Source organism: Petrimonas sp., from assembly GCF_963921705.1.
Classification (GTDB): Bacteria; Bacteroidota; Bacteroidia; order Bacteroidales; family Dysgonomonadaceae; genus Petrimonas; species Petrimonas sulfuriphila.
Genome location: NZ_OY997410.1, coordinates 2,797,125 through 2,819,191 on the forward strand (window position 1 = coordinate 2,797,125; position 22,067 = coordinate 2,819,191).

Sequence of the window (22,067 nt, forward strand, 5' to 3'; positions counted from 1 at the left end):
TGAGTTTTTTAATCATTGTTCGGAATAGCCTTGTTTCCTTCAAACATTATATATAAAAACTCAGTTTCAATCATTAAAATATAAAACCTAAACGTTTTTTTAACAAATAATTAAATGGCTTATAACATTATTGAGCTTAACGAAAAGCTAACCACAGAATTACGAGCTCTTGCCAAAGAAATGGGTATACGAAGACCCGATGCGTATAAAAAAGAAGAGTTAATCTACAAAATCCTTGATGAGCAAGCTATCGCCGGAACAAAAAATCTGAGCCCAGCCCCGCATCCCAGACCAAATAACGGGAGAAAAACAATTGAGAACAAAAACAACACGCAGAAGCAAGAAGTCAAAGCAGAGACAGGCCGCCCAGCAGAGAAAGATAGAAAGCCTGTAACAGAAGTAGAAGTAAAGGAAAAGGAAAAGGAAAAGGAAAAGGAGAAGGAGAAGGAGAAGGAGAAGGAACAAGAAAAGCCAAAACCGGAGGTAAAAACTCTAACCCGGGTTCCAAAAGAAAACCCTGTCCAAAACAACAAGCAAGTTCAAAGTACAAACAAACCGCATGAAGTTAAAAAACAGGAACCAAAACAGCACGCTGTCGTAGTTTCCGCACATCCTGCAATCATTCCGGATGCGGTTGTAACGGATAGTGCTCCGGTGGATCAGCCAAAAGCTGAAGCGACACCTACTCCTCCCGTAAAACCGACACAGCTTGTCTTTCGTTCATCCAAACACCGTGAAAGAGAACGAATCTCACAGGTTCCACCGGTAACTTTACCACCGGTCGTTCCTGAGGAACCCATAGAAGATGCTCTCAAAACAGAAGTGATGGAAAAACCGGTTGTTATTGAAAAGAAAGCATCTCTTTTGCAAGAACTTATTACTCCAGCACCTATCCAGCCCCGCCAGCAGCAACCGCAACAAAGCAAGAATATAAATCAGCAACAAACCGTTGTACAGCAAAAGGAACCTGCTTACGAATTCGAAGGAATTTTGAATGCATCGGGTGTATTGGAGATCATGAGTGACGGCTATGGCTTCTTGCGTTCTTCGGACTATAACTACATGTCTTCACCGGACGACATTTATGTTTCCCAATCTCAGATCCGCCTGTTTGGCCTGAAGACAGGGGATGTGGTAGAGGGTCCGATCCGTCCGCCAAAAGAAGGAGAAAAATTCTTTCCTCTGGTAAAAGTAGACAAGATAAACGGAAGAAAGCCTGAGGAAGTACGCGACCGTGTACCTTTCGACCACCTGAAACCGTTGTTTCCGGATCAGAAATTCAACCTCACCAAGGGGTATAATGATAATCTGTCGTGCAGGGTAGTCGACATGTTTTCGCCCATCGGCAAGGGACAACGAGGCCTGATTGTCGCTCAGCCCAAAACGGGTAAGACCATGTTGCTCAAGGATATTGCTAATGCTATTGCAGCCAATCATCCCGAAGTATATATGATTATTCTGCTCATTGACGAGCGCCCCGAAGAAGTTACCGATATGGAGCGCAGCGTTAACGCAGAAGTAATTGCGTCTACATTTGATGAACCGGCAGAACGACATGTAAAAATTGCCGACATTGTTCTCAACAAAGCACGCCGCTTAGTAGAATGCGGACACGATGTTGTTATTCTGCTCGATTCTATCACACGCCTCGCACGGGCATATAACACGGTTCAGCCGGCATCAGGGAAAGTGTTGTCGGGAGGAGTGGATGCCAACGCATTACAAAAGCCCAAACGTTTTTTTGGAGCGGCAAGAAACATTGAGAATGGCGGATCACTGACCATCATCGCTACTGCTCTTACCGAAACCGGTTCAAAAATGGACGATGTTATTTTTGAGGAATTTAAGGGTACGGGCAATATGGAACTCCAACTCGATAGAAAACTATCCAACAAACGAGTTTTCCCGGCGGTGGACATCATTGCATCCAGCACCCGTCGTGACGACCTGTTACTTTCCGAAGAAACGCTTAACCGGATGTGGGTATTGCGCAATTTCTTGTCGGACATGAACTCGACAGAAGCAATGGAATTCCTGCTCAACCGGCTGAAAAGAACATCAAACAACGAAGAATTCCTGATTTCGATGAACGATTAATACAAGAAATAAACCAATCTCAAGAGGGTGTATCACAATGTGGTTTCACCCTCTTTCTATTCGGATACCTATCTGGGAACAAATTCAGATATTCATTTCTTGGGAGATTGATGTTTATTTTGAGACGATCTCTTTGTTTTATGGGTTAAATTTGCAAAAAAAGGATTACGTGACATTCACTGAAAAAGATTACGAAAAAGTTCTGAGAACCATCAGCATTGAAAAAGCCAATAAATTGGGAATTATAGTCCTGATTCCCGTTTTTGTTGTCTTCACAGGCATTCATTCTTTTTTTTGGGGAAACCATTTGCTGGATTATTTCCGTACGGATTTTTCTCCGATAAAAATTCTACGGGACGGATCCCTGTTTTTCATCGCTTGCCTTATTGGAATAGTCCTTCACGAACTCATCCACGGCATTTCGTTCGCTCTGTTTGCCAAGCGGGGATTTCGCGCCATCCGTTTCGGCATAATGGCGCCATTTCTTACCCCCTATTGCCATTGCACAGAGCCGCTTAAAATAAGGCACTACCTTTTCGGAGCGCTCACTCCCGCTGTTATTCTTGGATTGGGCCCTGCCATCACAGGCTTATTTATTGGTAAATATTTAGTAACATTTTTGGGCATTGTTTTTATCGTATCTGCTATTGGTGATCTTATGATTGCCCACCTGCTGTGGGAAGAAAAGCCTACCGATTATGCCCAAGACCATCCGTCAGAAGCAGGATGTTTCGTTTTCAGAAAAAGATAATACCCTACAAAAAAATCAATTTACGATTGAATTTTGAATATATAAACCTATGCATTAAATTATTACTGAATGAGAAAATTAATCTTCCCTCTTGTATTAATCCTATTATTTGGTTTTATTGCCTGCAAAGGCAGATCGGATTCATCCGCTAAAAGTGCTGATACCCCTCCGTTTTCTACTTTGGAAAACATCGAAAAAGAAGATATAAAAAATCAAAAGCCGGTGGATCAAGCCGAATACAATGATTTACTTAACTACATCGCCAACGGCGACACAACCGGCTTATGGCCTGTACAAAACCAACCGTTGCCTCTTGAAGGAGCTGTTTTACCTTATCACCGGGTAGTGGCTTACTACGGAAACCTCTATTCGAAAAATATGGGTGTTTTGGGAGAATATCCTCCTGAAGAAATGTGGAGTCGACTGCTTAAGGAAACGGAAGCATGGGAACAAGCTGATCCGAAAACACCTGTCGTACCTGCCATTCATTACATTGCCGTAGTTGCACAAGGAACACCCTGGAGTGACGGAAAATACCGTTACCGGATGCCGCAACAGCAGATCGATTCTGCGCTTGCTATTGCCAAAATGCACGATGCGCTGGTTTTTCTCGATGTCCAGGTGGGATTAAGCACGGTGGAGCTGGAAATTCCGCAATTGGAAAAGTATCTGCTGATGCCGCACGTACATTTGGGAATTGATCCCGAATTTTCGATGAAAGACGGCACGCCTCCCGGCAAAAAAATTGGCACTTTAGATGCCGAAGACATTAATTTTTGCTCTGCATACCTGGCTGAACTTGTTCAGGACTACAACCTTCCACCTAAAATATTGATCGTCCATCGCTTCACGAAAGGGATGGTAACCCATTACAAAAACATCAAGCTTAGTCCCGAAGTACAGATCGTAATCAATATGGACGGGTTCGGCCGCCCCGAACTTAAATACAGTACGTATAACCGGTTTATCCACCCTGAACCTATACAGTTCACCGGTTTTAAACTTTTCTATAAAAACGACACCAAAGAATCACCGAATCACCTGCTAACACCGGAGGAATTGATGAAGTTACAACCAAGGCCGGTATATCTCCAGTTTCAGTAAAGTGATTTACGACATGTATGTTTCATGTCCTGTTGAACAACCTCTTGTTGCTATTGTCAAACGCAATAATGAACATTGAACGTTAAACCCTAAAATTAACCGTTAATATGAATTACTCAAAAACATTCCAGGAAATCTACAACGAACTTCAACGTGTTGAAGACATTGGCCAGGTGGCTAATTACATTCCCGAACTGGCTCACGTTAACCCAAATCAATTTGGTGTACACCTGATTACGGTCAATGGTGAATATTTCGCTTTCGGTGATGCCGATGTCAAGTTTTCCATTCAGAGCATTGCCAAAGTATTCTCATTCGTACTTGCCTACTCCCGGGTGAAAAGCAATATCTGGGAACGGATGGACCTGGAACCTGCAGGAACACCTTTCAACTCACTCGTACAACTGGAATACGACAAAGGAATTCCGCGAAACCCGTTCATTAATGCAGGAGCCATTGTGGTGTGTGATATTTTAGTCGACGAGCTTGCTTCTCCTCGGGAGAATGTGCTTTCATTTATCCGTAGCCTAACAAAAAGCAGCACCATCGATTACAACCCCCTTGTTGCACATTCCGAAAAAAAATCCGGATTTCGCAACTACGCACTCGTTAACCTGATGAAAGCTTTTGGAAACATCAAAAACGACATAGAAAAAGTGATGGATCTCTATTTCAGCATCTGCTCCCTCGAAATGAACTGTAAAGAGTTATCGGAATCTTTTCTGTTTCTTGCCAATAATGGCATTGTGCCGCACACGGGAGAAAAAATTTTGTCGCCCAGTCGTACCAAACGTACCAATGCACTCATGCAAACCTGCGGCTTCTACGACGAAGCCGGCCAGTTTACTTTCAAAGTAGGACTGCCCGGAAAAAGCGGCGTTGGAGGTGGCATCGTAGCCGTGCATCCCGAAAAATATGCAATCGCCGTTTGGAGTCCGCGCCTCAACAAAAAAGGAAACTCCTACAAAGGAATGCTTTTTCTGGAAGAATTTACAACAAAAACTAAACTGTCAATTTTTTAATAACACAAAGAAGCCTAAAGGGCAACAGCCAACAATAAATCTTAAATTTATAAAAATCATCTTTTAACAATTGTCTTTTTATATGAAAAACCTTATTTTTGTGCACAAATACAGAATTTTCATTTTTTTATGAAGCAAGCATGTAAATTGAACATCTCCCGTATAAATGGATCCACGCTTATCGGGATGCGAGGCACACACGACTTTCATGAAAAAATAAAAGAACAAGTGCATGAAAATAGATTTTAAAGAACGTACCCCGCAATTAATTGCCATCATCGGGGTCTTATCACTGATATTAGCCATTGCCGTTATCTACATTGTCAGTAAAAACAGGCAGATAAATACAATGGAACAACAATTCACCGTTGACAAACAGGAACTTGAAGATGAGTACGAAGCTATTTCCATGCAATACGAAGGATTCAAGTTCAGTGTTCAAAACGATTCACTGCTTTACAAGCTGGAAAATGAACAGGCTAAAGTACAACGGCTACAGGAACAACTGCGCATGACCGATGCAGCCAACAAAGCCGAGATAAAACGACTGAAAGACGAACTGGCAACCTTGCGCAAAGTGCTCAAGTCCTATGTCCAGCAAATTGATTCACTACACAGGTTAAATACTGAACTGCAGGCCAAAAACGAACAAATCACAAAACAATATCAGCAAACCAGCCGCACCTTGAATCAAGTGTCGCAAGAAAAAGAACAATTAAGTGAAAAAGTCACCCTCGCTTCCAAGCTCGATGCTACGGGAGTAAGCGTAAAAGCAGTGAATGACCGCGGCAGGGAGCAAAAACGGTTGAGCCGCAGCTCGCAGTTCGTTGTTTCGTTTCTTATTACCAAAAATATTACTGCCGAGCCCGGCGAAAGGATCATCTATGTTCGCATAATGTCGCCCGATGGCGGTGTGTTGACAAAAAACCCGGGCAGTACCTTCCCTTACGAAAACGGCAACCTCCAGTACTCCATGAAACGGATCGTGGAATATGGCGGTGAAGAGATTCCCGTTTCCATGTATTGGGATATCGAAGAGTTCCTCATGCCCGGAACTTACAAAGCCGATATCTTTGCTGACGGTAGCCTCATCGGTTCCCGGAGCTTTTCTATGGAGGAATAATTACAACAGAAAAGTCCTGAGGAACAGGAGGATAAGCAAGACAACGGATCGGAACTTTGTGAAACTTAACTTTTTACGGCAAATATTTAACAATCTTTTGTGCAGCGTTTTTCGCTAAAATGCGTCTTACTGTTGTGTAGAACCGTAATTAACGCTTTAGCATCGGGCAAACGACAAAAATAACGTTCCTCTTTTCTTTGTGCATTATTGCCGCGACAGCAGCATCAAAACTCAACGCGCAGGAATTTAACGACGAAATGAAGAAAAAACTTCGTCAATCGCTAACTGTGCCCGAACAGAAACCGATACAATATCAACCCAAGCGCGCGAACATTCAGGTATTGCCGCAAGATAACCAGGAAGTACTAAAAGTTTCTCCTGCCACAAAATTACCCACCAAATACGATAAGATTCAAGTACTGCATCCGCCGGAAGAATACGAAGTTCATCTCAACTTGAATGTTACAAACATCGGTACCCGTCAATTAAACCGTGCAAAAATTGATTATTCCAATGGGAAATTCAATGCCGTTCCAGATGCGCGCAGCATTACGCAATGGGTACAATATACCCGTGGAGATTACGGTACCGGAATTTCTATCGGCGAAGGTTCTGCCGAATGGCTGTATAAACTCAGAAAAATCATTCCTCCCTACTCCGGGTTCGATGCTGATCCCATACGCACCATCCAGAACTATAAAGCCCGAAAACGAAAAGAGAAAGTGGACAGAATAAAGAAAGCGTACGGGCAGGAATGATCCATTTTTTATTATCCTCCTCCTTGCCACCTTAAAATAAATGATTAATTTTGGAAAATTAAATCTCTTTTATGAGATTGACTGTGTACGTAAACAAATAATATATCGCCGTATGAAAAGATTTATCCATAAAAATTTTCTCCTGCAAACGGATACTGCCAGGGAATTGTACCACGAACACGCAAAAAAGCAACCGATCATCGATTATCACTGTCACCTGGATCCCGCGCACATTGCCGCTGACCGGAAATTCGACAACCTAGGGCAAATCTGGCTTGAGGGCGATCATTATAAATGGCGTGCCATGAGGACCAACGGAATTGACGAACGCTATTGTACAGGTAAAGACACGTCGGATTGGGAAAAATTTGAAAAATGGGCTGAAACCGTACCCTACACCATGCGCAACCCACTCTATCACTGGACCCACTTGGAGTTGAAAACGGCTTTTGGTGTGGAAGAATTACTTAACCCGGAATCGGCAAGAAGAATCTACGATACGTGTACGGAAAAACTCAGAACCCCTGAATTCTCTGCTCGAGGGCTAATGAAAAGATACGACGTCGAGGTGGTTTGCACAACCGATGACCCCGCCGATACGCTGGAACATCACATAGCTTTAAAGAACGAGGGTTTTGAAATTAAGGTCCTGCCTACCTGGCGACCGGACAAAGCCATGGCCGTAGAAAAGCCGACTGAATACAGGGCTTATGTTGAAAAATTATCCGAAATATCGGGGATCAACATTATCAATTTCAACGACTTAATTGAAGCACTAAGAAATCGTCACGATTTCTTTGCTTCTGCCGGCTGTAAGTTATCCGACCACGGAGTAGAGGAGTTTTATGCCGAGCCTTACACGACGGCAGAAATAGAAAACATTTTCGATAAAGTGTATGGAGGAAGTGAATTATCAAAGGAAGAAGTTCTTAAATTCAAATCGGCTATGCTCTACGAAGGGGCTGTTATGGATTGGGAAAAAGGCTGGACACAGCAGTTCCATTATGGAGCTATCCGCAACAATAACACCCGATTATTTAATCAATTAGGACCTGACACAGGATTCGACTCCATTGGTGATTTCAATGTAGCAAAAGCCATGAGTCGCTTTTTTGACCAGCTGGATAAAAACAATAAATTGGCCAAAACCATTATTTACAATCTCAACCCGAAGGATAACGACATGCTGGCGACCATGATAGGGAATTTCCAGGACGGCTCCGTGGCAGGAAAGATGCAGTTTGGCTCAGGGTGGTGGTTCCTGGACCAAAAAACGGGCATGGAAGCACAAATAAATTCATTATCCAACTTGGGGCTGTTAAGCAGGTTTGTAGGGATGCTTACCGATTCGCGCAGTTTCCTCTCCTATCCCCGGCACGAATATTTCCGCCGTATATTGTGCAACCTTATCGGAAATGACATCGAAAACGGTTTATTGCCCAGATCAGAAATGGATCTTTTTGGACAAATGGTAGAAAACATCTCTTATTACAACGCAAAAAAATTCTTTGACTTTTAATAAAAACATGAACATATAACCGCATGAAACTAGAAAAATTCAGTATCGGAACCGGTGACCGGTTTTCACATCAGGGAGAAGCACAGTTGAGAGCCATAATAAAGGCAAACAGCAAAGGAGTTAACATTAGTCCCGTATGGAATAAATCGAACAGGGAGCACATTTACGTACATTCAAAGCCGGAAGACGTTAGAAAAGAAGCCGATTCCGCCGCGCAAAACCTTAATTTTACAGGTAAATACTTTGTCGATGCCGATCATATTAACCTCAACACAGTAGGGCCTTTTGTTGCATCTGCTGATTTTTTCACACTGGATGTCGCATCGTTTATCGGTAAACAAAGTTCTGAAGAAGAAGTGAACCGATTTTTATCTTCCTGCAAAAAATACCTGGGGAAATTAAGCATACCGGGTATGAGTATGCCCCTTCAGATAACCGAAGATTTACTGAGAAATATTGCCTGTAAATTTTTAGCTGCCACTCAGCAGGCAGCCGACATTTACACTTTCCTGAAAAACGAAAAGGGTGCAAACAATTTTATCACGGAAGTATCGATGGATGAAGTGGAATCGCCACAAACCCCTGTCGAAATGCTTTTTATTCTTAAGATGCTGGCAGACAAGGGTGTTCCTGCTCAGACCATTGCGCCAAAATTTACCGGACGTTTCAATAAAGGTGTTGATTATGTGGGAGATTTGACTCAATTTGAAAAGGAATTCGAAGAAGATGTGCTGGTAATTGATTTTGCAGTAAAAGAATTCGGGCTTCCCGAAGAACTGAAATTGAGCGTTCACTCCGGCAGTGATAAATTCTCCATTTATCCGATAATGGCAAAAATAATACGCAAGTACGATAAGGGATTACACCTGAAGACGGCCGGGACCACGTGGCTCGAAGAAGTCATAGGCCTGGCAGTGGCTGGAGGTGAAGCATTGGCGCTGGCCAAAAAGATTTATGCCGGTTCATACAACCGGAAAGACGAACTGTGTGCGCCTTACGCTGATGTCATTGATATAGACTCCACTAAACTTCCTTCTGTGGAGGAAGTTAACCGATGGTCGAGTGAAAAATTCGCGAACACATTGCGCCATATCCCTGGACATCCCGACTACAATTCCAACTTCCGACAACTCATTCACGTAGCTTATAAAGTAGCTGCAGAATTGGAAAATGAATACACCGATGCACTTAAACAATATGCAGACATAATCGGATCCTGCGTGGAAGAAAACATTTATGACAGGCACCTGAAAAGGCTTTTCAATTTATAAACGTAATTAACGTCACATAAATACTTAAAATTTCATGCAAAAAGTCGTAACCTCCGGGGAAGATCATGTTGCGGTTAGCCACCCCCGGATACCGGCGATTTATTCAATCGAATAACCTCATCGTCTGGTCCAAGGCCAGTGTCACCGCCGTAGGAATGGGTTCCAACCTCTTCCCGGAAGAAGTGATCGAAGCAGGCGAGTGGGGAAAAATCTCCGTATTATGCCGCCAGGGACTGGCCATCATTCGGAACAACAGATAATCATTCATTAACTTAATAACAGAAATAAATCATGAGTAATCTACAAACAGGAAAGATGACCAATCACCGGTGGACCATCGTTGTAATGCTGTTTATGGCCACCACAGTGAACTACCTCGACAGGCAGGTACTGTCACTGACTTGGGCCGACTTTATCGCACCGGAGTTCCACTGGACCAACAGTGACTACGGTACCATCACGGGGCTCTTCTCCATTTTTTATGCCGTATCGATGCTCTTCGCCGGTAAATTTATCGACTGGATGGATACCAAGAAGGGTTTTCTCTGGGCCATCGGTGTATGGTCGTTCGGTGCGGTGATGCACGCTTTCTGCGGCCTCTTGACTGCCAGTATTACTGCAGGCGAGTGGACCATGAGCTTCCACGGTGCACGTCAGGCTATCGGCACAGTAGGAGACGTATCGCTGGTGGTTTCCGTGAGTGTCACCCTCTTCGTGTTTGCGCGACTGGTACTGGCCATCGGCGAGGCAGGCAACTTCCCCGCCGCCATCAAGGCCACCGCCGAGTACTTCCCCAAGAAAGACAGGGCTTATGCCACCAGTATCTTCAACTCGGGTGCACAGATAGGTGCTCTGTTGGCCCCCCTCACCATTCCTTTCATTGCAAAAGCATGGGGCTGGGAAATGGCCTTCATCGTGATCGGTGCCCTTGGCTTCATATGGATGGGCTTCTGGGTATTTATTTACCACAAACCGGAAAAGAGTAAAAAAGTGAATACCCTCGAGTTGGCCTATATCAACCAGGATGATGCGACCGACGCTACAGAAGGAAGGGTGAAGGCCGATGAGAATGCCGGCAAGAAAGTCTCCTTCAACAAAGCATTCAAATACAAACAAACCTGGTCGTTCGCTGTGGGTAAATTCCTTACTGATGGAGTATGGTGGTTCCTGCTGTTCTGGATACCGGCATACCTCAGTTCAGTTTACGGTCTTGACTCCACTCAGAGCGCACCCCACGTATTTGTGGTGTATGCCATCTCCATGATATCGGTTTTTGCAGCCGGCTATTTCCCGGCCTATTTCATGGAAAAGAAAAAGCTGGACCCTTATCAGGGGCGCATGCGTGCCATGTTGCTCTTCGCCTTTTTCCCCCTGCTGATCCTGCTGGCACAGCCACTGGGAGGTTTCTCGGTCTGGCTGCCGGTAATCATTATCGGTATCGCTGCTGCCGCACACCAGTCCTGGTCGGCCAACATCTTCACCACCGTGAGTGACATGTTTCCGAAACATGCGGTGGGAACCATCACCGGTATCGGTGGTATGGCAGGAGGTGTGGGTTCCTTCTTCATCAACAAGAGCTCCGGCGTACTGTTCGATCATGCAGCCAACACCAACTTGAAATTCTTGGGTTATGAAGGAATTGAATCGGGATATTTCATCATCTTCATCTTCTGTGCCGTAGCCTATCTCTTAGGATGGACCATCATGAAGTCATTGGTTCCGAAGTATCAACTGATCACAGATATGTAACAAAAGGGGTTATTGTCTCTCCACATTGCCTCGTGTAAATGAAAAATAAATTCCCACCAGGCTGATCAGAGTAAAGGTTATGAAACCCCATTTCATGGCAGTAAGAAAAACAGTGTCGGTAACCTCTGTCACGGTGTTGCTTCCAAAATAGAAAGCAAAAAAGAACGTGACGATAGTCATTCCTGCAATTTGTCCAAAAATACGCATCGAAGATGCTGTCCCTGATGCCTGACCGTAACGGCTCTTATCCACTGAACTCATAATGGTATTCATATTGGGCGATGAGAAAAAGGCAAAGCCAAGCCCTTCCCAAATCAATATCGAAACAATTAACCATAACGGAGTTGCAGCAGTGAAAAAAGACATGGCGAATAATCCAGCCGAACACATTGCCATCCCTAGCGTTGCAAAGTAACGCGGCTGGATTTTGTCGGAAAGGCGGCCCACTACGGGCGAGAACAGTGCCATCATAACCGGTTGGGCTATAATGACCGCACCCGCATCACGGGGTGACAGCCCCTGGATTTTTTGCAGATAGAGGCTCAGGAAAAACACAATGGCAGAGGTAGCCGTATAATTGATTAGAGCCGCCAGGTTAGAAAAGCCAAAAAGCTTATTGTGCGTAAAAAGACGTGTCTCAAACATAGGGTAAACCACCCGGCTCTCAATTATCCAGAACAGGGCCAACAGGATGATACCAAAAGCCATAAGAGCCCAACCGGAACTGGAGGGGATATGCGTTGAACCGTAAACTAACGCTATTAAACCCGGCATAAACACAAACGTCCCCCGTAAATCAATTTTCTTTTCGCCTCCATGAACAGCCACATCTTTTTCCAGAAAAGAAAAAGCTATGGCCGTAGACAATATTCCCAGAACAGCTGCCACATAGAACAACGAATGCCAGCCCAAGGCCTGTGTTAAAAATCCTCCGATAAACGGACCTGTTGCCAACCCGGTGTAAACCGACGCCACTGAAATACCTATCACCTGTCCACGGTTACGAGCAGGGAAATTAGCTACCAGGATAGCCTGTCCGGTGGTACTGGTAAAAGCCGACCCTACACCTTGTACAAAACGGGCAGCGATAAGCCAGATGCCTGAAGGCGAAATTGCGCATAACATCGACGCAAGCGTAAAAACGATCAGTCCCAACTTAAAGAGTCGTACATTGCCCGAAATATCGCCCAGCTTACCTACTGGCAGAAGAAACATACCGGTGGCCACTAAAAAGCCGGTAATGATCCAGCTGAGTGAAACGGCATTAAGCGCGAAACTTTTTTCAATAGCAGGCAAGGCAATATTAATGGATGATATCAGAAACGTTCCCATAAACGAGGTAATGGAAACGGTAATCAACGTGGACAATTGTTTTTTTGACCAGGACATGTGTTTATAACTCTTTATACCACCCCGAATACATCAAGTAATTAGCTGCTATTTTTTGATTCATCTCTTTCGATTGTCCGGGATCTACTTTCTTTACAAATTTTGCCGGGACACCCGCATAAATGCTTCCGGGCTCCACTTGCGTGCCGCTCAAGACAAGTGCGCCGGCTGCTATAATGGCACCCTCACCCACCACGGCATGATCAAGGATAATAGCTCCCATCCCGATTAGTGCACCGTTTTCGATTGTTGCGCCGTGAATGATAGCGTTATGTCCAACCGACACATCGCTGCCAAGGATAGAAACCGATTTTTCATAAAGCGTATGAATAACCGCTCCATCCTGTACATTCACACGATCCCCCAGGCGAATGGAATTGACATCGCCCCGTAACACGGCTCCGTACCAGATACTACAATCCTTGCCCATCACAACGTCACCGATAACAACCGCCGTTTCTGCTAAAAAAGTATTATCGCCAATTTCCGGGGTGAGTCCGCGAACTGATTTTATTATTGCCATATTAAATGTATGGGTTATTAACTTTCAACTTCCGACCTTAACTTTCAAACCACCAACCCCAATTTAAATAGGCCGTGTCTTTTCCTTCAACCACTCTTTTTCTGTTTTATTCAAGTGTTTCTTTAACTTACTGTACACCATTTCGTGGTATGAGTTGAGCCACTTGATCTCTTTTTTTGTCAGTAATTTCTTCACTATGGGTTTGGTGTCAATCGGGCAAAGCGTGATGGTTTCAAAATTATAGAATGTACCGAAATCTTCTGTTTTATTATATTCTTGTGTAACAATAAGGTTCTCGATCCGGATCCCGTATTCGTTGGTGCGATAAATGCCCGGTTCATTGGAGGTGACCATACCCACCTTCAAAACCGTTGGGTTTTCCTCGAGACGAATGTTCTGGGGCCCTTCGTGCACATTGAGAAAATGTCCGATGCCATGTCCTGTTCCGTGCCAGTAGGTCTGGCAATTATCCCACAACGCTTTACGAGCGAGAACGTCGAGTTGCGAACCCCGCGTTCCTTCGGGGTAAACTACCGTTGCAATACCGATATGTCCTTTCAGTACGTTGGTGTAATCCTCCCTCATTTGTTTAGTAAGTTTACCCACGGCTACCGTACGGGTGATATCGGTGGTACCGTCCTTGTATTGGCCACCGGAATCGATCAGCAACAAACCTTTTGGCTCTATTTTAAGGCAAGTGTCGGGTTGGGCGCGATAATGGATAACGGCTCCGTTCCGGGCATATCCCGCTATGGTTGAAAAGCTCTCACCCACAAACAATTCCTGTTGTGAACGAAATTCACGTAACTTTTCATCTACCGTAATTTCCGTTACGCTTCCTTCGGGCACCGCTTTTTCGAGCCACATAAAGAACTTCACCAAAGCCACCCCGTCTTTAACCATGGCATGGCGGAATCCGTTGAGTTCAGTTTCATTCTTAACGGCTTTCATCAAGTCCACCGGCGAGGGAACGTCGATGATCCTGCACGTTGCCGAAAGGGTCTGGTACAACTTGTAATTGATTTTATGGCCAGTAAGGCAAACGGCAGTGTTTTCGGGTAAATTGGCGACATAGCTGAAAACCCGGTCGTAATCGTCAATTTTCACTCCTTGTTTCAAGAGAGTATTTTTGGTAAGGTCGTCCAGTTTTTCTTCATCTACAAAAAGTACGCTTTCTTTTTTTGATACGTAGCCATAGGCAACAGCCACCGGATTAAAATCAACATCGCTGCCGCGCATATTAAAAATCCAGGCTACGGCATCCAGGGTAACAGCAATTAACCCGTCGGCACCCAATCTGTCGAGTTCGTCATGGATTCTCTCGATCTTGCTTTTAGTGGATTCTCCGGTGATCTCTTCAGACAAAAGAAAAACCTTGTTCCCGGGAATTTCCGGACGGTCTTTCCACACTTCAGCGAACGGGTCGAGTGTGGTCTCCAGCCGTATATCTTTAGCTTCCAACGCGGATCTCAATGCTTTGGCATCGGATGCGGCATAAACAAGCCCATCGATTCCTACTGTTCCACCCTTACCTACCTGTTCAACGATCCATGCGGTCATTTCAGGTGTGCCGGGTTGTCCCATTTTAAACAAGTCAAAACCCGTCCCCTCCAACTCGTCAGCTGCCTGAAGAAAATACCTCGAATCTGTCCAGACACCGGCTCTTTTCTTGGTCACAACAGCTGTTCCGGCAGAACCGGTAAATCCGCTTATCCACTTGCGTGACTCCCACCTTTTCGGCGGGTACTCGCTCAAATGCGCATCGGTACTGGGAATTATAAATGCATCCAGCTTGGCTGCTTCCATAAAATTTCTTATGGCGATTAATCGTTCAGAAATGGTTGATGTACTCATGTTGGGTATTTTTTTCATTTTATAAACCACAAATTTAACAAATTGTTCTTACATTTGACGCTATTAACAAGATGAATCATTTATGCAAACCTCCTTCAACCTAAAAAACATGCGGTTTTACGCCTACCATGGCGTACTCCCGCAAGAGAAAATTATCGGGAATAATTTTGTGGTTAACGTAACGTTCACTGCCGAGGTTTCCAGGTCTTTTGAGACCGATAACGTGGCTGATACGGTCAATTATGCGGCGGTTTATGATCTGGTGAAAGCAGAAATGGCTGTGCCCAGTAAATTGCTGGAACATGTTGCCGGACGAATATTCTCGGAAATAAAAAGATCATTTCCCCGAATTAACTCCCTCGAAGTACGCCTGGCCAAACTAAATCCGCCCGTAAGCGGAGAGATGGAAGCTTCGGAAATAATTATCACGGACAACGAATAGGCTATAGATGTAAAAAAGGCATAAATCCCCCATCCGAAATTCCAAATCGTAAATGATTTATTATCTTTGCATAAATTTACGATAAGTAATGAACGACGAGACGAGACAAGCCGAAGTGCCTGACGGGCAGTTAGTGCTACGTACCGAAAACCTGGTAAAAAAATACGGTAAAAGGACAGTAGTAAGCCACGTTTCCATCCATTTGAAACAAGGCGAAATTGTCGGCTTGCTGGGTCCTAACGGGGCCGGAAAAACCACCACGTTTTACATGACTGTGGGACTGATTGTTCCTAACGAAGGAAGCATATACCTGGGTGATCAGAACATTACCAAATATCCGGTTTACAAACGGGCACAGTACGGGATAGGTTACTTGGCCCAGGAAGCCTCTATTTTCAGGAAAATGACGGTGGAAGACAACATCAAGTCGGTGTTGGAATTTACCAACAAAACCCCTGAAGAAAGAAAGAAAAAACTGGAAGAGTTGATTACCGAATTCGGATTGGAAAAAGTACGGAAAAACCTGGGCGACCGTTTGTCGGGAGGAGAACGCCGTCGTTCTGAAATTGCCCGGTGCCTGGCTATTGATCCCAAGTTCATTATGCTCGACGAGCCTTTTGCAGGGGTCGATCCAATTGCCGTTCAAGACATTCAGTCGATTGTGGCACAACTTAAATACAGAAACATCGGCATCCTGATCACCGACCACAACGTCGATGAAACGCTGAGCATAACCGACCGGGCTTACCTGCTTTTCGAGGGCAGGGTGTTGTTTCAGGGGACGGCGGAAGAACTGGCGGAGAACCCGGTCGTAAGGGAGAAATACCTGGGTCGGGATTTTGAATTGCGCCGCAAAAATTTTGAAATGTTGCCATGAGCAGGCTCCTCGCTATCGATTACGGGAAAAAAAGAACAGGTATTGCGGTCAGTGACCCGTTACAACTCATAGCCAACGGACTGACAACGGTGGATACCGCCGGTATTTTCGACTTTCTGCGGTCTTATTTTGAAAAAGAGAAAGTTGAAAAAGTAATTATTGGATTACCCCGGCAAATGAACTACGAAGCGTCGGAAAACCTGCCGAAAATAGAGCAGTTTGCCGATCAGCTCAGAAAATTATACCCTCATCTGGATGTTGTCTGCTTTGATGAACGGTTTACATCGAAAATGGCTCAACAAACAATGATTGACGGCGGTTTAAAGAAAAAAGACAGAAGAAACAAAGCTTTGATCGATGAAATCAGTGCCACCATAATCCTGCAGGGATATATGGAAAGCTTGATTTATAAAAAAGAAAGAAGGCAATAACTCATAAACTCAAACAATGATTTTACCCATATACGTGTACGGACACCCCCTTTTAAGAAAAACAGCCAAAGAGATTGATGCGGCAACGTATCCCAACCTGAAGGAGTTGATTGACAATATGTATGAAACAATGTACAGTGCCGACGGCGTTGGGCTTGCCGCCCCCCAGGTAGGCTTGGAAGACCGTATTTTTGTCGTTGACCTGGAGCCGCTGGCAGATAATGAACATCCTGAATTCAAAAGTTTCAAGAAGGTGTTTATCAATGCAGAGATAACCGAAAAAACCGGTGAGTTGGAATGGGTGGAAGAAGGGTGCCTGAGCATTCCGGGTATCCATGAAAAAGTGCCGCGTGAAGAAAGAATCCGCATTCAATATCTCGATGAAGATCTGCAGCCGCACGATGAAGAATACACCGGTTATATGGCTCGTGTTATCCAGCACGAATACGATCATCTCGACGGAATCATGTTTACCGACCGTATTTCCCCGTTGCGCAAACGAATGATAAAAAGCAAGTTATCAAACATGGAGAAAGGAAAGGTAAGCTGCCACTACCGAGTAAAAACGGTGTAATAACGTTACTTTCCCAACAACCTTGCCGCTTCTTTGTCCAAAAACCATACCAGGTTGATGGTCAGGGGTTTTACCTTGGCAGCCGGATAAGCTGCGGCTACTTCTTTTCCCGATTCAATGATCTGTTTCACTTTTTCAGCTTTGCCATCTCCCGTAACTAAAAACGCCACTCGCTGAGCATGATTAATTACTTTTCCCGACAAACTTATCCGTTTTTGTCCGCTGTCGGGATGTGTTCCCACCACACATAAATCTGCACTTTCCCATAAGTCGATTTCGTGCGGAAAAATGGAAGCCGTGTGTCCATCATCGCCTAACCCCAGAATAACCAGGTCAAACGAAGGAACGGTATCCACCGTTTCTACTTCCATTTGCAGTAAGGTAGAATATCTTTGTGCTTCGGCAGCAGGGTCATTTTCCCCCTTGATACGAAAAATATTTCTTTCCGGGATGGCCACATGATCGAGTAAATGATCCCGGGTCATCCTGTAATTGCTTTGCTCATCGGTGGGCGGCACGCAACGTTCGTCTCCCCAAAACAGGAAAACACTTTTCCAGTCGATATCGGTTGCATGGCGTTGAGCCCAGTAATCAAACAGTGATTTCGGAGTGGAGCCTCCCGATAATGCTACTGTAACCCTTTCCCGGTCTTTTAGTATCTCCTTCAGGTAATCCGTAAACGCACGGTTCAGTTCTTCTTTTGTATTGAATATTTTTGTTTGCATATATTTGACGTTTGAAGTGGAATTACGATTTACAATTCACAATAAACCCCATCATCCGCCAGGTTTTTACACGGATAGCGCCAGGTCTGCGCACCTTCGATCAGCTTATCCGCGCTATCCGGGCCCCAAGACCCGGAAGGATAACCGTACAAAGGTGCATCCGGATCACTTTCCCAATAATCGAGAATGGGTTGCACAAATCTCCACGTCAATTCGGCCCCTTCCCCCGACATATACAGGGTGTTGTCACCCGTCATGCAATCCAGGATCAACCGTTCGTATGCTTCAGGGATATAATGGTCTTTCAGGTCGGAATAATGAAAATCCACATTTACCGATTTCACCTCGTAACCGTTTCCCGGGACCTTCATACCTGTTTTTAATAAAATTCCCTCATCGGGCTGAATACGCAGGATCAGCTGGTTGCCTGCTTCAATAGCTCCGTCAACCGATTTAAAAAGTTGTGTGGGCGACGGTTTGAAATGGATTACAATTTCTGAAACTCTTGTAGGTAAACGCTTTCCCGACCGGATATAAAACGGCACCCCGCTCCAACGCCAATTATCGATAAAAAACTTCATCGCAAAATAAGTTTCCGTCCGCGAATTTTTATCTACACCTTCTTCGTCGCGGTATCCGGTAAGGTATTTTCCTTTCACATGCGACTCGGTATATTGTCCCCGGATTACATTGTTTCGCAAATCCTCTTCGTTCAACGGACGCAACGAACGGAAAACTTTTAGTTTCTCGTGCCGGATCTCTTCAGAAGTCACTTTTGCCGGCGGCTCCATGGCTACCAGTGATGCCACCTGAAGCAAGTGATTCTGAACCATATCACGCATAGCGCCAGCAGTTTCGTAATATCCACCGCGCCCCTCCACTCCGATGCTTTCGGAAGCCGTAATTTCCACGTGCTGCACATAGTTTCTGTTCCACAACGGTTCAAAAATCCCGTTTGAAAAACGAGTAACCAGCAGGTTTTGAACGGTTTCCTTTCCCAGATAATGATCAATACGATAAATTTGTTCCTCGCTGAAAAAATCGGTCAGCGACTTATTCAACTCCATAGCTGACTTTAAATCGTGTCCGAAAGGTTTTTCAATAATAATCCGTCGGAATCCCTTTTGTTGTAACGTAAGCCCTTGCCCGTAAAGATATTTTGGAATAACCGGATAAAGTTGCGGAGGTGTGGAAAGGTAAAAAATATAGTTGTGGCGGAGATCCAATTTCTTATTCAACTCCCTCAGTTTACTTTTCACCAGTTCATAATCTTCACTCTTTTGTGTGTCGATGCTGATGTAAAAAACTTTCTTTAAAAAGTGGTTTATCTTCTCCGCACCTGCATTTTTGAAGTGTGAAAACTCCTTGATCCCCTCCTTCATTTTTTTTCGAAACTCGGAATCGGTAAATTTTGAGCGACTAACGCCCAAAACGGCATAACCATCTGGAAGTGAATTATTCATATACAGATCGAAAACCGAAGGCATCAGTTTCCGATAGGTAAGATCGCCGGAGGCACCAAAAATAACCAGTGCCTGATTGTCCATCTTTTTCATTGTTAAATACTATTTTCTACAGAGTGTAAACAAACGACCGGCGGAAAAGTTGCTTTTTCAAAAGAGTCAATCTTCACTTTCTTTTACTGAAAAGCCATGCCATGAAATCATCTTCGTTGAATGCAGGAGTCCAACTGTCATGATTTACACCCGGATATTCATTATATTCAACGCTAGCCCTGTTCTGCTTGAGAGTCTTATATGCCTCACGGGAATAGGTAACCGGGACAACTGTATCGGCATCACCGTGAAAAATTCGAATATTTGTTTTGGTTTTAATTTTCCTCAGCCTTTCGGTGCTTACTCCCCCGCAGATAGGGATTGCGGCAGCAAAAAGATCAGGGTATCGGCACAACATATCAAATGTTCCCATCCCGCCCATCGAAAGTCCGGCTACGTAAATTCTGTTTCTATCCACAGGATATTTCTCAATCGCTTCATCCAGAATTTTTTTTACCAGGCTCAACGCCTTAGACACAGGAGGATTCTGATTAAAAGGGTTTTCTCCTGCGGCCGCCGAACGGTTTCTTGGTGCCCAAAAGTCTTCTTGGGGACATTGAGGAAAGATCACAAAAGCGGGATATTTTTCCCGATTCACCGGATTTGTAAACATATTTCCACCGTGACGCAGTTGTGCTTCGTTATCGTTTCCACGTTCTCCCGCACCATGAAGAAAAATCACCAAAGGATAGCTTTGGTTCAGTATCAATTTTTCAGGCACTAACTCCCTGTAGAGCAACGTATCGTTTTCGGAAGAAACATACGTCTTCTTCTGATACTCTTCTTGCTGCGCAAAAGCAGCGGAAGAGACCAATGTAAATACGAGAATAATAAGTAATTGTTTCATATTGACATTTAAATAATTTAAAACAAGCGCTGCAAGGCTATCCTGTCTTTTATCAGGATTTTTCGTCTATCCACGCCGATGAGCCCTTCATCCGCCATCTGCATCATAACATTTACCAATGCCGGCCGTGAAACACCCAACAAGCGCGACAACTCTTCTTTCGACATCTTCAATTGAAACTCCTGTTCACCCCTCGATTCTTTCAAAAGGTAATACCCCAGCTTGGCACGTATAGTCCGCAACGATGCAAGCCTTAACTTTTCCGATAAAAAAGCTACCTTGTTCGAAATATACGCTAAAAACGCTTTCATAAAATCCCGGTACTTGCTCATCAAAAGAAACACATTATCTTTGGGAATAAGAATTACCACACAATCGGTTTTCGCCAATGCTGTAACCGGTGAAATATTGTCGGTAGCAAACAAAAAACCGGTTGCCAGGGGATTGGGGGCCCTGATCAGTTCCATTTTTACGAACTCCCCTTTCTCATCAGACATCTCTGTGACGACTTCACCTTTTACAACGATGTAAAGCATCTCATAAACTGATCCTTGCGCTACCAGCATATCTCCTTTCCCGTATCGTTTTATGCTATAACGTACGTCGCGTAAAAAGTCGGCTCTTTCTTCCACAGGAATAGAATTGCACAGCGGGCATTGAAAAATAGTTTGAAAAAACTCTGAATGTTGAGGGTTCATAGGATTAATTGTAATTAGCGAATATAACTATTTTTTCTCAATTCGTAATAAATATTACATTCTTTTACAGTTAAATTCGCTTTTTTTGTATTGAAGTGGAGAAACTCTAGTTTCAAGCTAAATTATCATGGGAAAACTAACGCACATTTGGAACGAGATAAAACCCAGAGGAGGCTGGAAATACCCGGCAATCATCATCGTGGGAGCGTTTGCAGGGTTGTTTATCTATACTTTTTTCACCTCTCGCGCCTACAGTTATTTATCCGACAACCCCAGAACCTGTGTTAACTGCCACGTGATGAGTCCTTATTACGCCACTTGGACCCACAGTTCACACGCCCGGAACACCACCTGTAACGACTGCCATGTTCCGCACAACAATATCGTGAATAAGTATTTTTTTAAAGCCAAGGATGGGCTTCGTCACTCCGCCGTTTTTACACTGAGAGGCGAGAAGACAGCCCTGCAAACCATAGAAGCCAGTTCTGAGGTCATCATGGACAATTGCATCCGTTGTCACACACAGCTTAATCAGGAGTTTGTAAATACCGGAAGAATGGGCTATAAAGAGATGAAGGAAATGGGAGGAAATGCCTGCTGGGATTGCCACAGGGATGTTCCTCACACGAGAAGCCGCTCGGAAGTGTCCACTCCCCATTCACATGTACCGATGCCAGACACCCATGTGCCAGACTGGCTAAGTACAGCCATGAAAAGAAATCAGATAAAATAAAATAAATAACCCGCAAATTTATCC

General features: G+C 44.3%; 22 protein-coding genes. 15 read left to right on the plus strand and 7 right to left on the minus strand.

Going from position 1 to position 22,067, the window contains the following annotated elements:
• The first annotated feature begins 114 nt into the window (after positions 1-114).
• The 10 genes from rho (at position 115) to AACM02_RS11780 (ending at position 11,394) form a co-directional block, all read left to right on the plus strand.
• Positions 115-2,097: a transcription termination factor Rho gene (gene rho / locus AACM02_RS11735; RefSeq protein WP_332456036.1), complete on the plus strand. Its 1,983-nt coding sequence runs from the start codon at positions 115-117 to the stop codon at positions 2,095-2,097.
• Positions 2,098-2,266: 169 nt separating this feature from the next.
• Positions 2,267-2,848 carry a metalloprotease family protein gene (locus AACM02_RS11740; protein WP_214063057.1) on the plus strand — a complete coding sequence of 194 codons (582 nt, stop codon included), beginning with the start codon at positions 2,267-2,269 and terminating at the stop codon, positions 2,846-2,848.
• Positions 2,849-2,917: 69 nt separating this feature from the next.
• On the plus strand, positions 2,918-3,952 hold the full coding sequence (locus AACM02_RS11745) for a hypothetical protein (RefSeq protein WP_214063058.1): 1,035 nt from the start codon (positions 2,918-2,920) through the stop codon (positions 3,950-3,952).
• A gap of 107 nt (positions 3,953-4,059) precedes the next feature.
• Entirely contained in the window at positions 4,060-4,974 is a 915-nt protein-coding gene (locus AACM02_RS11750) for a glutaminase (RefSeq protein WP_332456037.1), read from the plus strand.
• 232 nt (positions 4,975-5,206) lie between these two features.
• Positions 5,207-6,097 (plus strand): hypothetical protein, encoded by an 891-nt coding sequence (locus AACM02_RS11755; RefSeq protein WP_332456038.1) that lies wholly within the window; start codon positions 5,207-5,209, stop codon positions 6,095-6,097.
• 197 nt (positions 6,098-6,294) lie between these two features.
• The gene (locus tag AACM02_RS11760; RefSeq protein WP_339117090.1) at positions 6,295-6,855 is read left to right on the plus strand and encodes a hypothetical protein; all 561 of its coding nucleotides are present in this window, start codon (positions 6,295-6,297) and stop codon (positions 6,853-6,855) included.
• Positions 6,856-6,967: 112 nt separating this feature from the next.
• Positions 6,968-8,374: a glucuronate isomerase gene (gene uxaC / locus AACM02_RS11765; RefSeq protein ID WP_339117091.1), complete on the plus strand. Its 1,407-nt coding sequence runs from the start codon at positions 6,968-6,970 to the stop codon at positions 8,372-8,374.
• 23 nt (positions 8,375-8,397) lie between these two features.
• Positions 8,398-9,645, plus strand: a complete 1,248-nt coding sequence (locus tag AACM02_RS11770) for a tagaturonate epimerase family protein (RefSeq protein WP_214062588.1) — start codon at positions 8,398-8,400, stop codon at positions 9,643-9,645.
• A 65-nt stretch (positions 9,646-9,710) separates the two neighbouring features.
• Positions 9,711-9,905: a hypothetical protein gene (locus AACM02_RS11775; RefSeq protein WP_214062589.1), complete on the plus strand. Its 195-nt coding sequence runs from the start codon at positions 9,711-9,713 to the stop codon at positions 9,903-9,905.
• 31 nt (positions 9,906-9,936) lie between these two features.
• Positions 9,937-11,394: an MFS transporter gene (locus AACM02_RS11780; RefSeq protein ID WP_339117092.1), complete on the plus strand. Its 1,458-nt coding sequence runs from the start codon at positions 9,937-9,939 to the stop codon at positions 11,392-11,394.
• 9 nt (positions 11,395-11,403) lie between these two features.
• Here the strand turns inward: AACM02_RS11780 and AACM02_RS11785 are convergent, their stop codons facing one another.
• From AACM02_RS11785 to AACM02_RS11795, 3 genes are all read right to left on the minus strand, one after another.
• Complete coding sequence (locus AACM02_RS11785) at positions 11,404-12,783, minus strand: MFS transporter (RefSeq protein ID WP_339117093.1); 1,380 nt, start codon at positions 12,781-12,783, stop codon at positions 11,404-11,406.
• A gap of 4 nt (positions 12,784-12,787) precedes the next feature.
• Positions 12,788-13,306, minus strand: coding sequence for a gamma carbonic anhydrase family protein (locus AACM02_RS11790; protein WP_214062592.1), 519 nt, complete (start codon positions 13,304-13,306; stop codon positions 12,788-12,790).
• Positions 13,307-13,369: 63 nt separating this feature from the next.
• Positions 13,370-15,160 carry an aminopeptidase P family protein gene (locus AACM02_RS11795; RefSeq protein ID WP_339117456.1) on the minus strand — a complete coding sequence of 597 codons (1,791 nt, stop codon included), beginning with the start codon at positions 15,158-15,160 and terminating at the stop codon, positions 13,370-13,372.
• A gap of 82 nt (positions 15,161-15,242) precedes the next feature.
• Here AACM02_RS11795 and folB point away from each other — a divergent pair, with 82 nt between their 5' ends.
• The 4 genes from folB (at position 15,243) to def (ending at position 17,484) form a co-directional block, all read left to right on the plus strand.
• A complete protein-coding gene (gene folB, locus AACM02_RS11800) occupies positions 15,243-15,602 on the plus strand; it encodes a dihydroneopterin aldolase (protein WP_214063784.1) in 360 nt (119 codons plus the stop codon).
• Between the two features lie 88 nt (positions 15,603-15,690).
• Positions 15,691-16,479, plus strand: coding sequence for an LPS export ABC transporter ATP-binding protein (gene lptB / locus AACM02_RS11805; protein WP_214063785.1), 789 nt, complete (start codon positions 15,691-15,693; stop codon positions 16,477-16,479).
• A complete protein-coding gene (ruvX, locus tag AACM02_RS11810) occupies positions 16,476-16,910 on the plus strand; it encodes a Holliday junction resolvase RuvX (protein WP_214063786.1) in 435 nt (144 codons plus the stop codon). Before lptB ends, ruvX begins: the two co-directional genes overlap by 4 nt.
• Before the next feature lie 16 nt (positions 16,911-16,926).
• Entirely contained in the window at positions 16,927-17,484 is a 558-nt protein-coding gene (gene def, locus AACM02_RS11815; RefSeq protein ID WP_214063787.1) for a peptide deformylase, read from the plus strand.
• Positions 17,485-17,489: 5 nt separating this feature from the next.
• On the opposite strand, the gene pgl is transcribed toward def, so the two are convergent.
• From pgl to AACM02_RS11835, 4 genes are all read right to left on the minus strand, one after another.
• The gene (pgl, locus tag AACM02_RS11820) at positions 17,490-18,209 is read right to left on the minus strand and encodes a 6-phosphogluconolactonase (RefSeq protein WP_339117094.1); all 720 of its coding nucleotides are present in this window, start codon (positions 18,207-18,209) and stop codon (positions 17,490-17,492) included.
• 29 nt (positions 18,210-18,238) lie between these two features.
• Positions 18,239-19,756, minus strand: coding sequence for a glucose-6-phosphate dehydrogenase (gene zwf / locus AACM02_RS11825; protein ID WP_332456192.1), 1,518 nt, complete (start codon positions 19,754-19,756; stop codon positions 18,239-18,241).
• 82 nt (positions 19,757-19,838) lie between these two features.
• Positions 19,839-20,612 carry a prolyl oligopeptidase family serine peptidase gene (locus AACM02_RS11830; protein ID WP_339117095.1) on the minus strand — a complete coding sequence of 258 codons (774 nt, stop codon included), beginning with the start codon at positions 20,610-20,612 and terminating at the stop codon, positions 19,839-19,841.
• 17 nt (positions 20,613-20,629) lie between these two features.
• Positions 20,630-21,244 carry a Crp/Fnr family transcriptional regulator gene (locus AACM02_RS11835; RefSeq protein ID WP_332456045.1) on the minus strand — a complete coding sequence of 205 codons (615 nt, stop codon included), beginning with the start codon at positions 21,242-21,244 and terminating at the stop codon, positions 20,630-20,632.
• A gap of 193 nt (positions 21,245-21,437) precedes the next feature.
• Between AACM02_RS11835 and nrfH the strand changes: the two genes are divergently transcribed.
• Complete coding sequence (gene nrfH, locus AACM02_RS11840; protein WP_286848712.1) at positions 21,438-22,043, plus strand: cytochrome c nitrite reductase small subunit; 606 nt, start codon at positions 21,438-21,440, stop codon at positions 22,041-22,043.
• The last annotated feature ends 24 nt before the right edge of the window (positions 22,044-22,067 follow it).

What these genes read in the sequence shown, in the direction of transcription:
- AACM02_RS11795 (WP_339117456.1), bottom strand. Translation starts at nt 15,160, where the DNA reads ATGAGTACATCAACCATTTCTGAACGATTAATCGCCATAAGAAATTTT.
- def (WP_214063787.1), top strand. Translation starts at nt 16,927, where the DNA reads ATGATTTTACCCATATACGTGTACGGACACCCCCTTTTAAGAAAAACA.
- AACM02_RS11745 (WP_214063058.1), top strand. Translation starts at nt 2,918, where the DNA reads ATGAGAAAATTAATCTTCCCTCTTGTATTAATCCTATTATTTGGTTTT.
- pgl (WP_339117094.1), bottom strand. Translation starts at nt 18,209, where the DNA reads ATGCAAACAAAAATATTCAATACAAAAGAAGAACTGAACCGTGCGTTT.
- AACM02_RS11775 (WP_214062589.1), top strand. Translation starts at nt 9,711, where the DNA reads ATGTTGCGGTTAGCCACCCCCGGATACCGGCGATTTATTCAATCGAAT.
- ruvX (WP_214063786.1), top strand. Translation starts at nt 16,476, where the DNA reads ATGAGCAGGCTCCTCGCTATCGATTACGGGAAAAAAAGAACAGGTATT.
- uxaC (WP_339117091.1), top strand. Translation starts at nt 6,968, where the DNA reads ATGAAAAGATTTATCCATAAAAATTTTCTCCTGCAAACGGATACTGCC.
- AACM02_RS11785 (WP_339117093.1), bottom strand. Translation starts at nt 12,783, where the DNA reads ATGTCCTGGTCAAAAAAACAATTGTCCACGTTGATTACCGTTTCCATT.
- AACM02_RS11750 (WP_332456037.1), top strand. Translation starts at nt 4,060, where the DNA reads ATGAATTACTCAAAAACATTCCAGGAAATCTACAACGAACTTCAACGT.
- AACM02_RS11830 (WP_339117095.1), bottom strand. Translation starts at nt 20,612, where the DNA reads ATGAAACAATTACTTATTATTCTCGTATTTACATTGGTCTCTTCCGCT.
- lptB (WP_214063785.1), top strand. Translation starts at nt 15,691, where the DNA reads ATGAACGACGAGACGAGACAAGCCGAAGTGCCTGACGGGCAGTTAGTG.
- folB (WP_214063784.1), top strand. Translation starts at nt 15,243, where the DNA reads ATGCAAACCTCCTTCAACCTAAAAAACATGCGGTTTTACGCCTACCAT.
- AACM02_RS11780 (WP_339117092.1), top strand. Translation starts at nt 9,937, where the DNA reads ATGAGTAATCTACAAACAGGAAAGATGACCAATCACCGGTGGACCATC.
- rho (WP_332456036.1), top strand. Translation starts at nt 115, where the DNA reads ATGGCTTATAACATTATTGAGCTTAACGAAAAGCTAACCACAGAATTA.
- zwf (WP_332456192.1), bottom strand. Translation starts at nt 19,756, where the DNA reads ATGGACAATCAGGCACTGGTTATTTTTGGTGCCTCCGGCGATCTTACC.
- AACM02_RS11790 (WP_214062592.1), bottom strand. Translation starts at nt 13,306, where the DNA reads ATGGCAATAATAAAATCAGTTCGCGGACTCACCCCGGAAATTGGCGAT.
- nrfH (WP_286848712.1), top strand. Translation starts at nt 21,438, where the DNA reads ATGGGAAAACTAACGCACATTTGGAACGAGATAAAACCCAGAGGAGGC.
- AACM02_RS11770 (WP_214062588.1), top strand. Translation starts at nt 8,398, where the DNA reads ATGAAACTAGAAAAATTCAGTATCGGAACCGGTGACCGGTTTTCACAT.
- AACM02_RS11755 (WP_332456038.1), top strand. Translation starts at nt 5,207, where the DNA reads ATGAAAATAGATTTTAAAGAACGTACCCCGCAATTAATTGCCATCATC.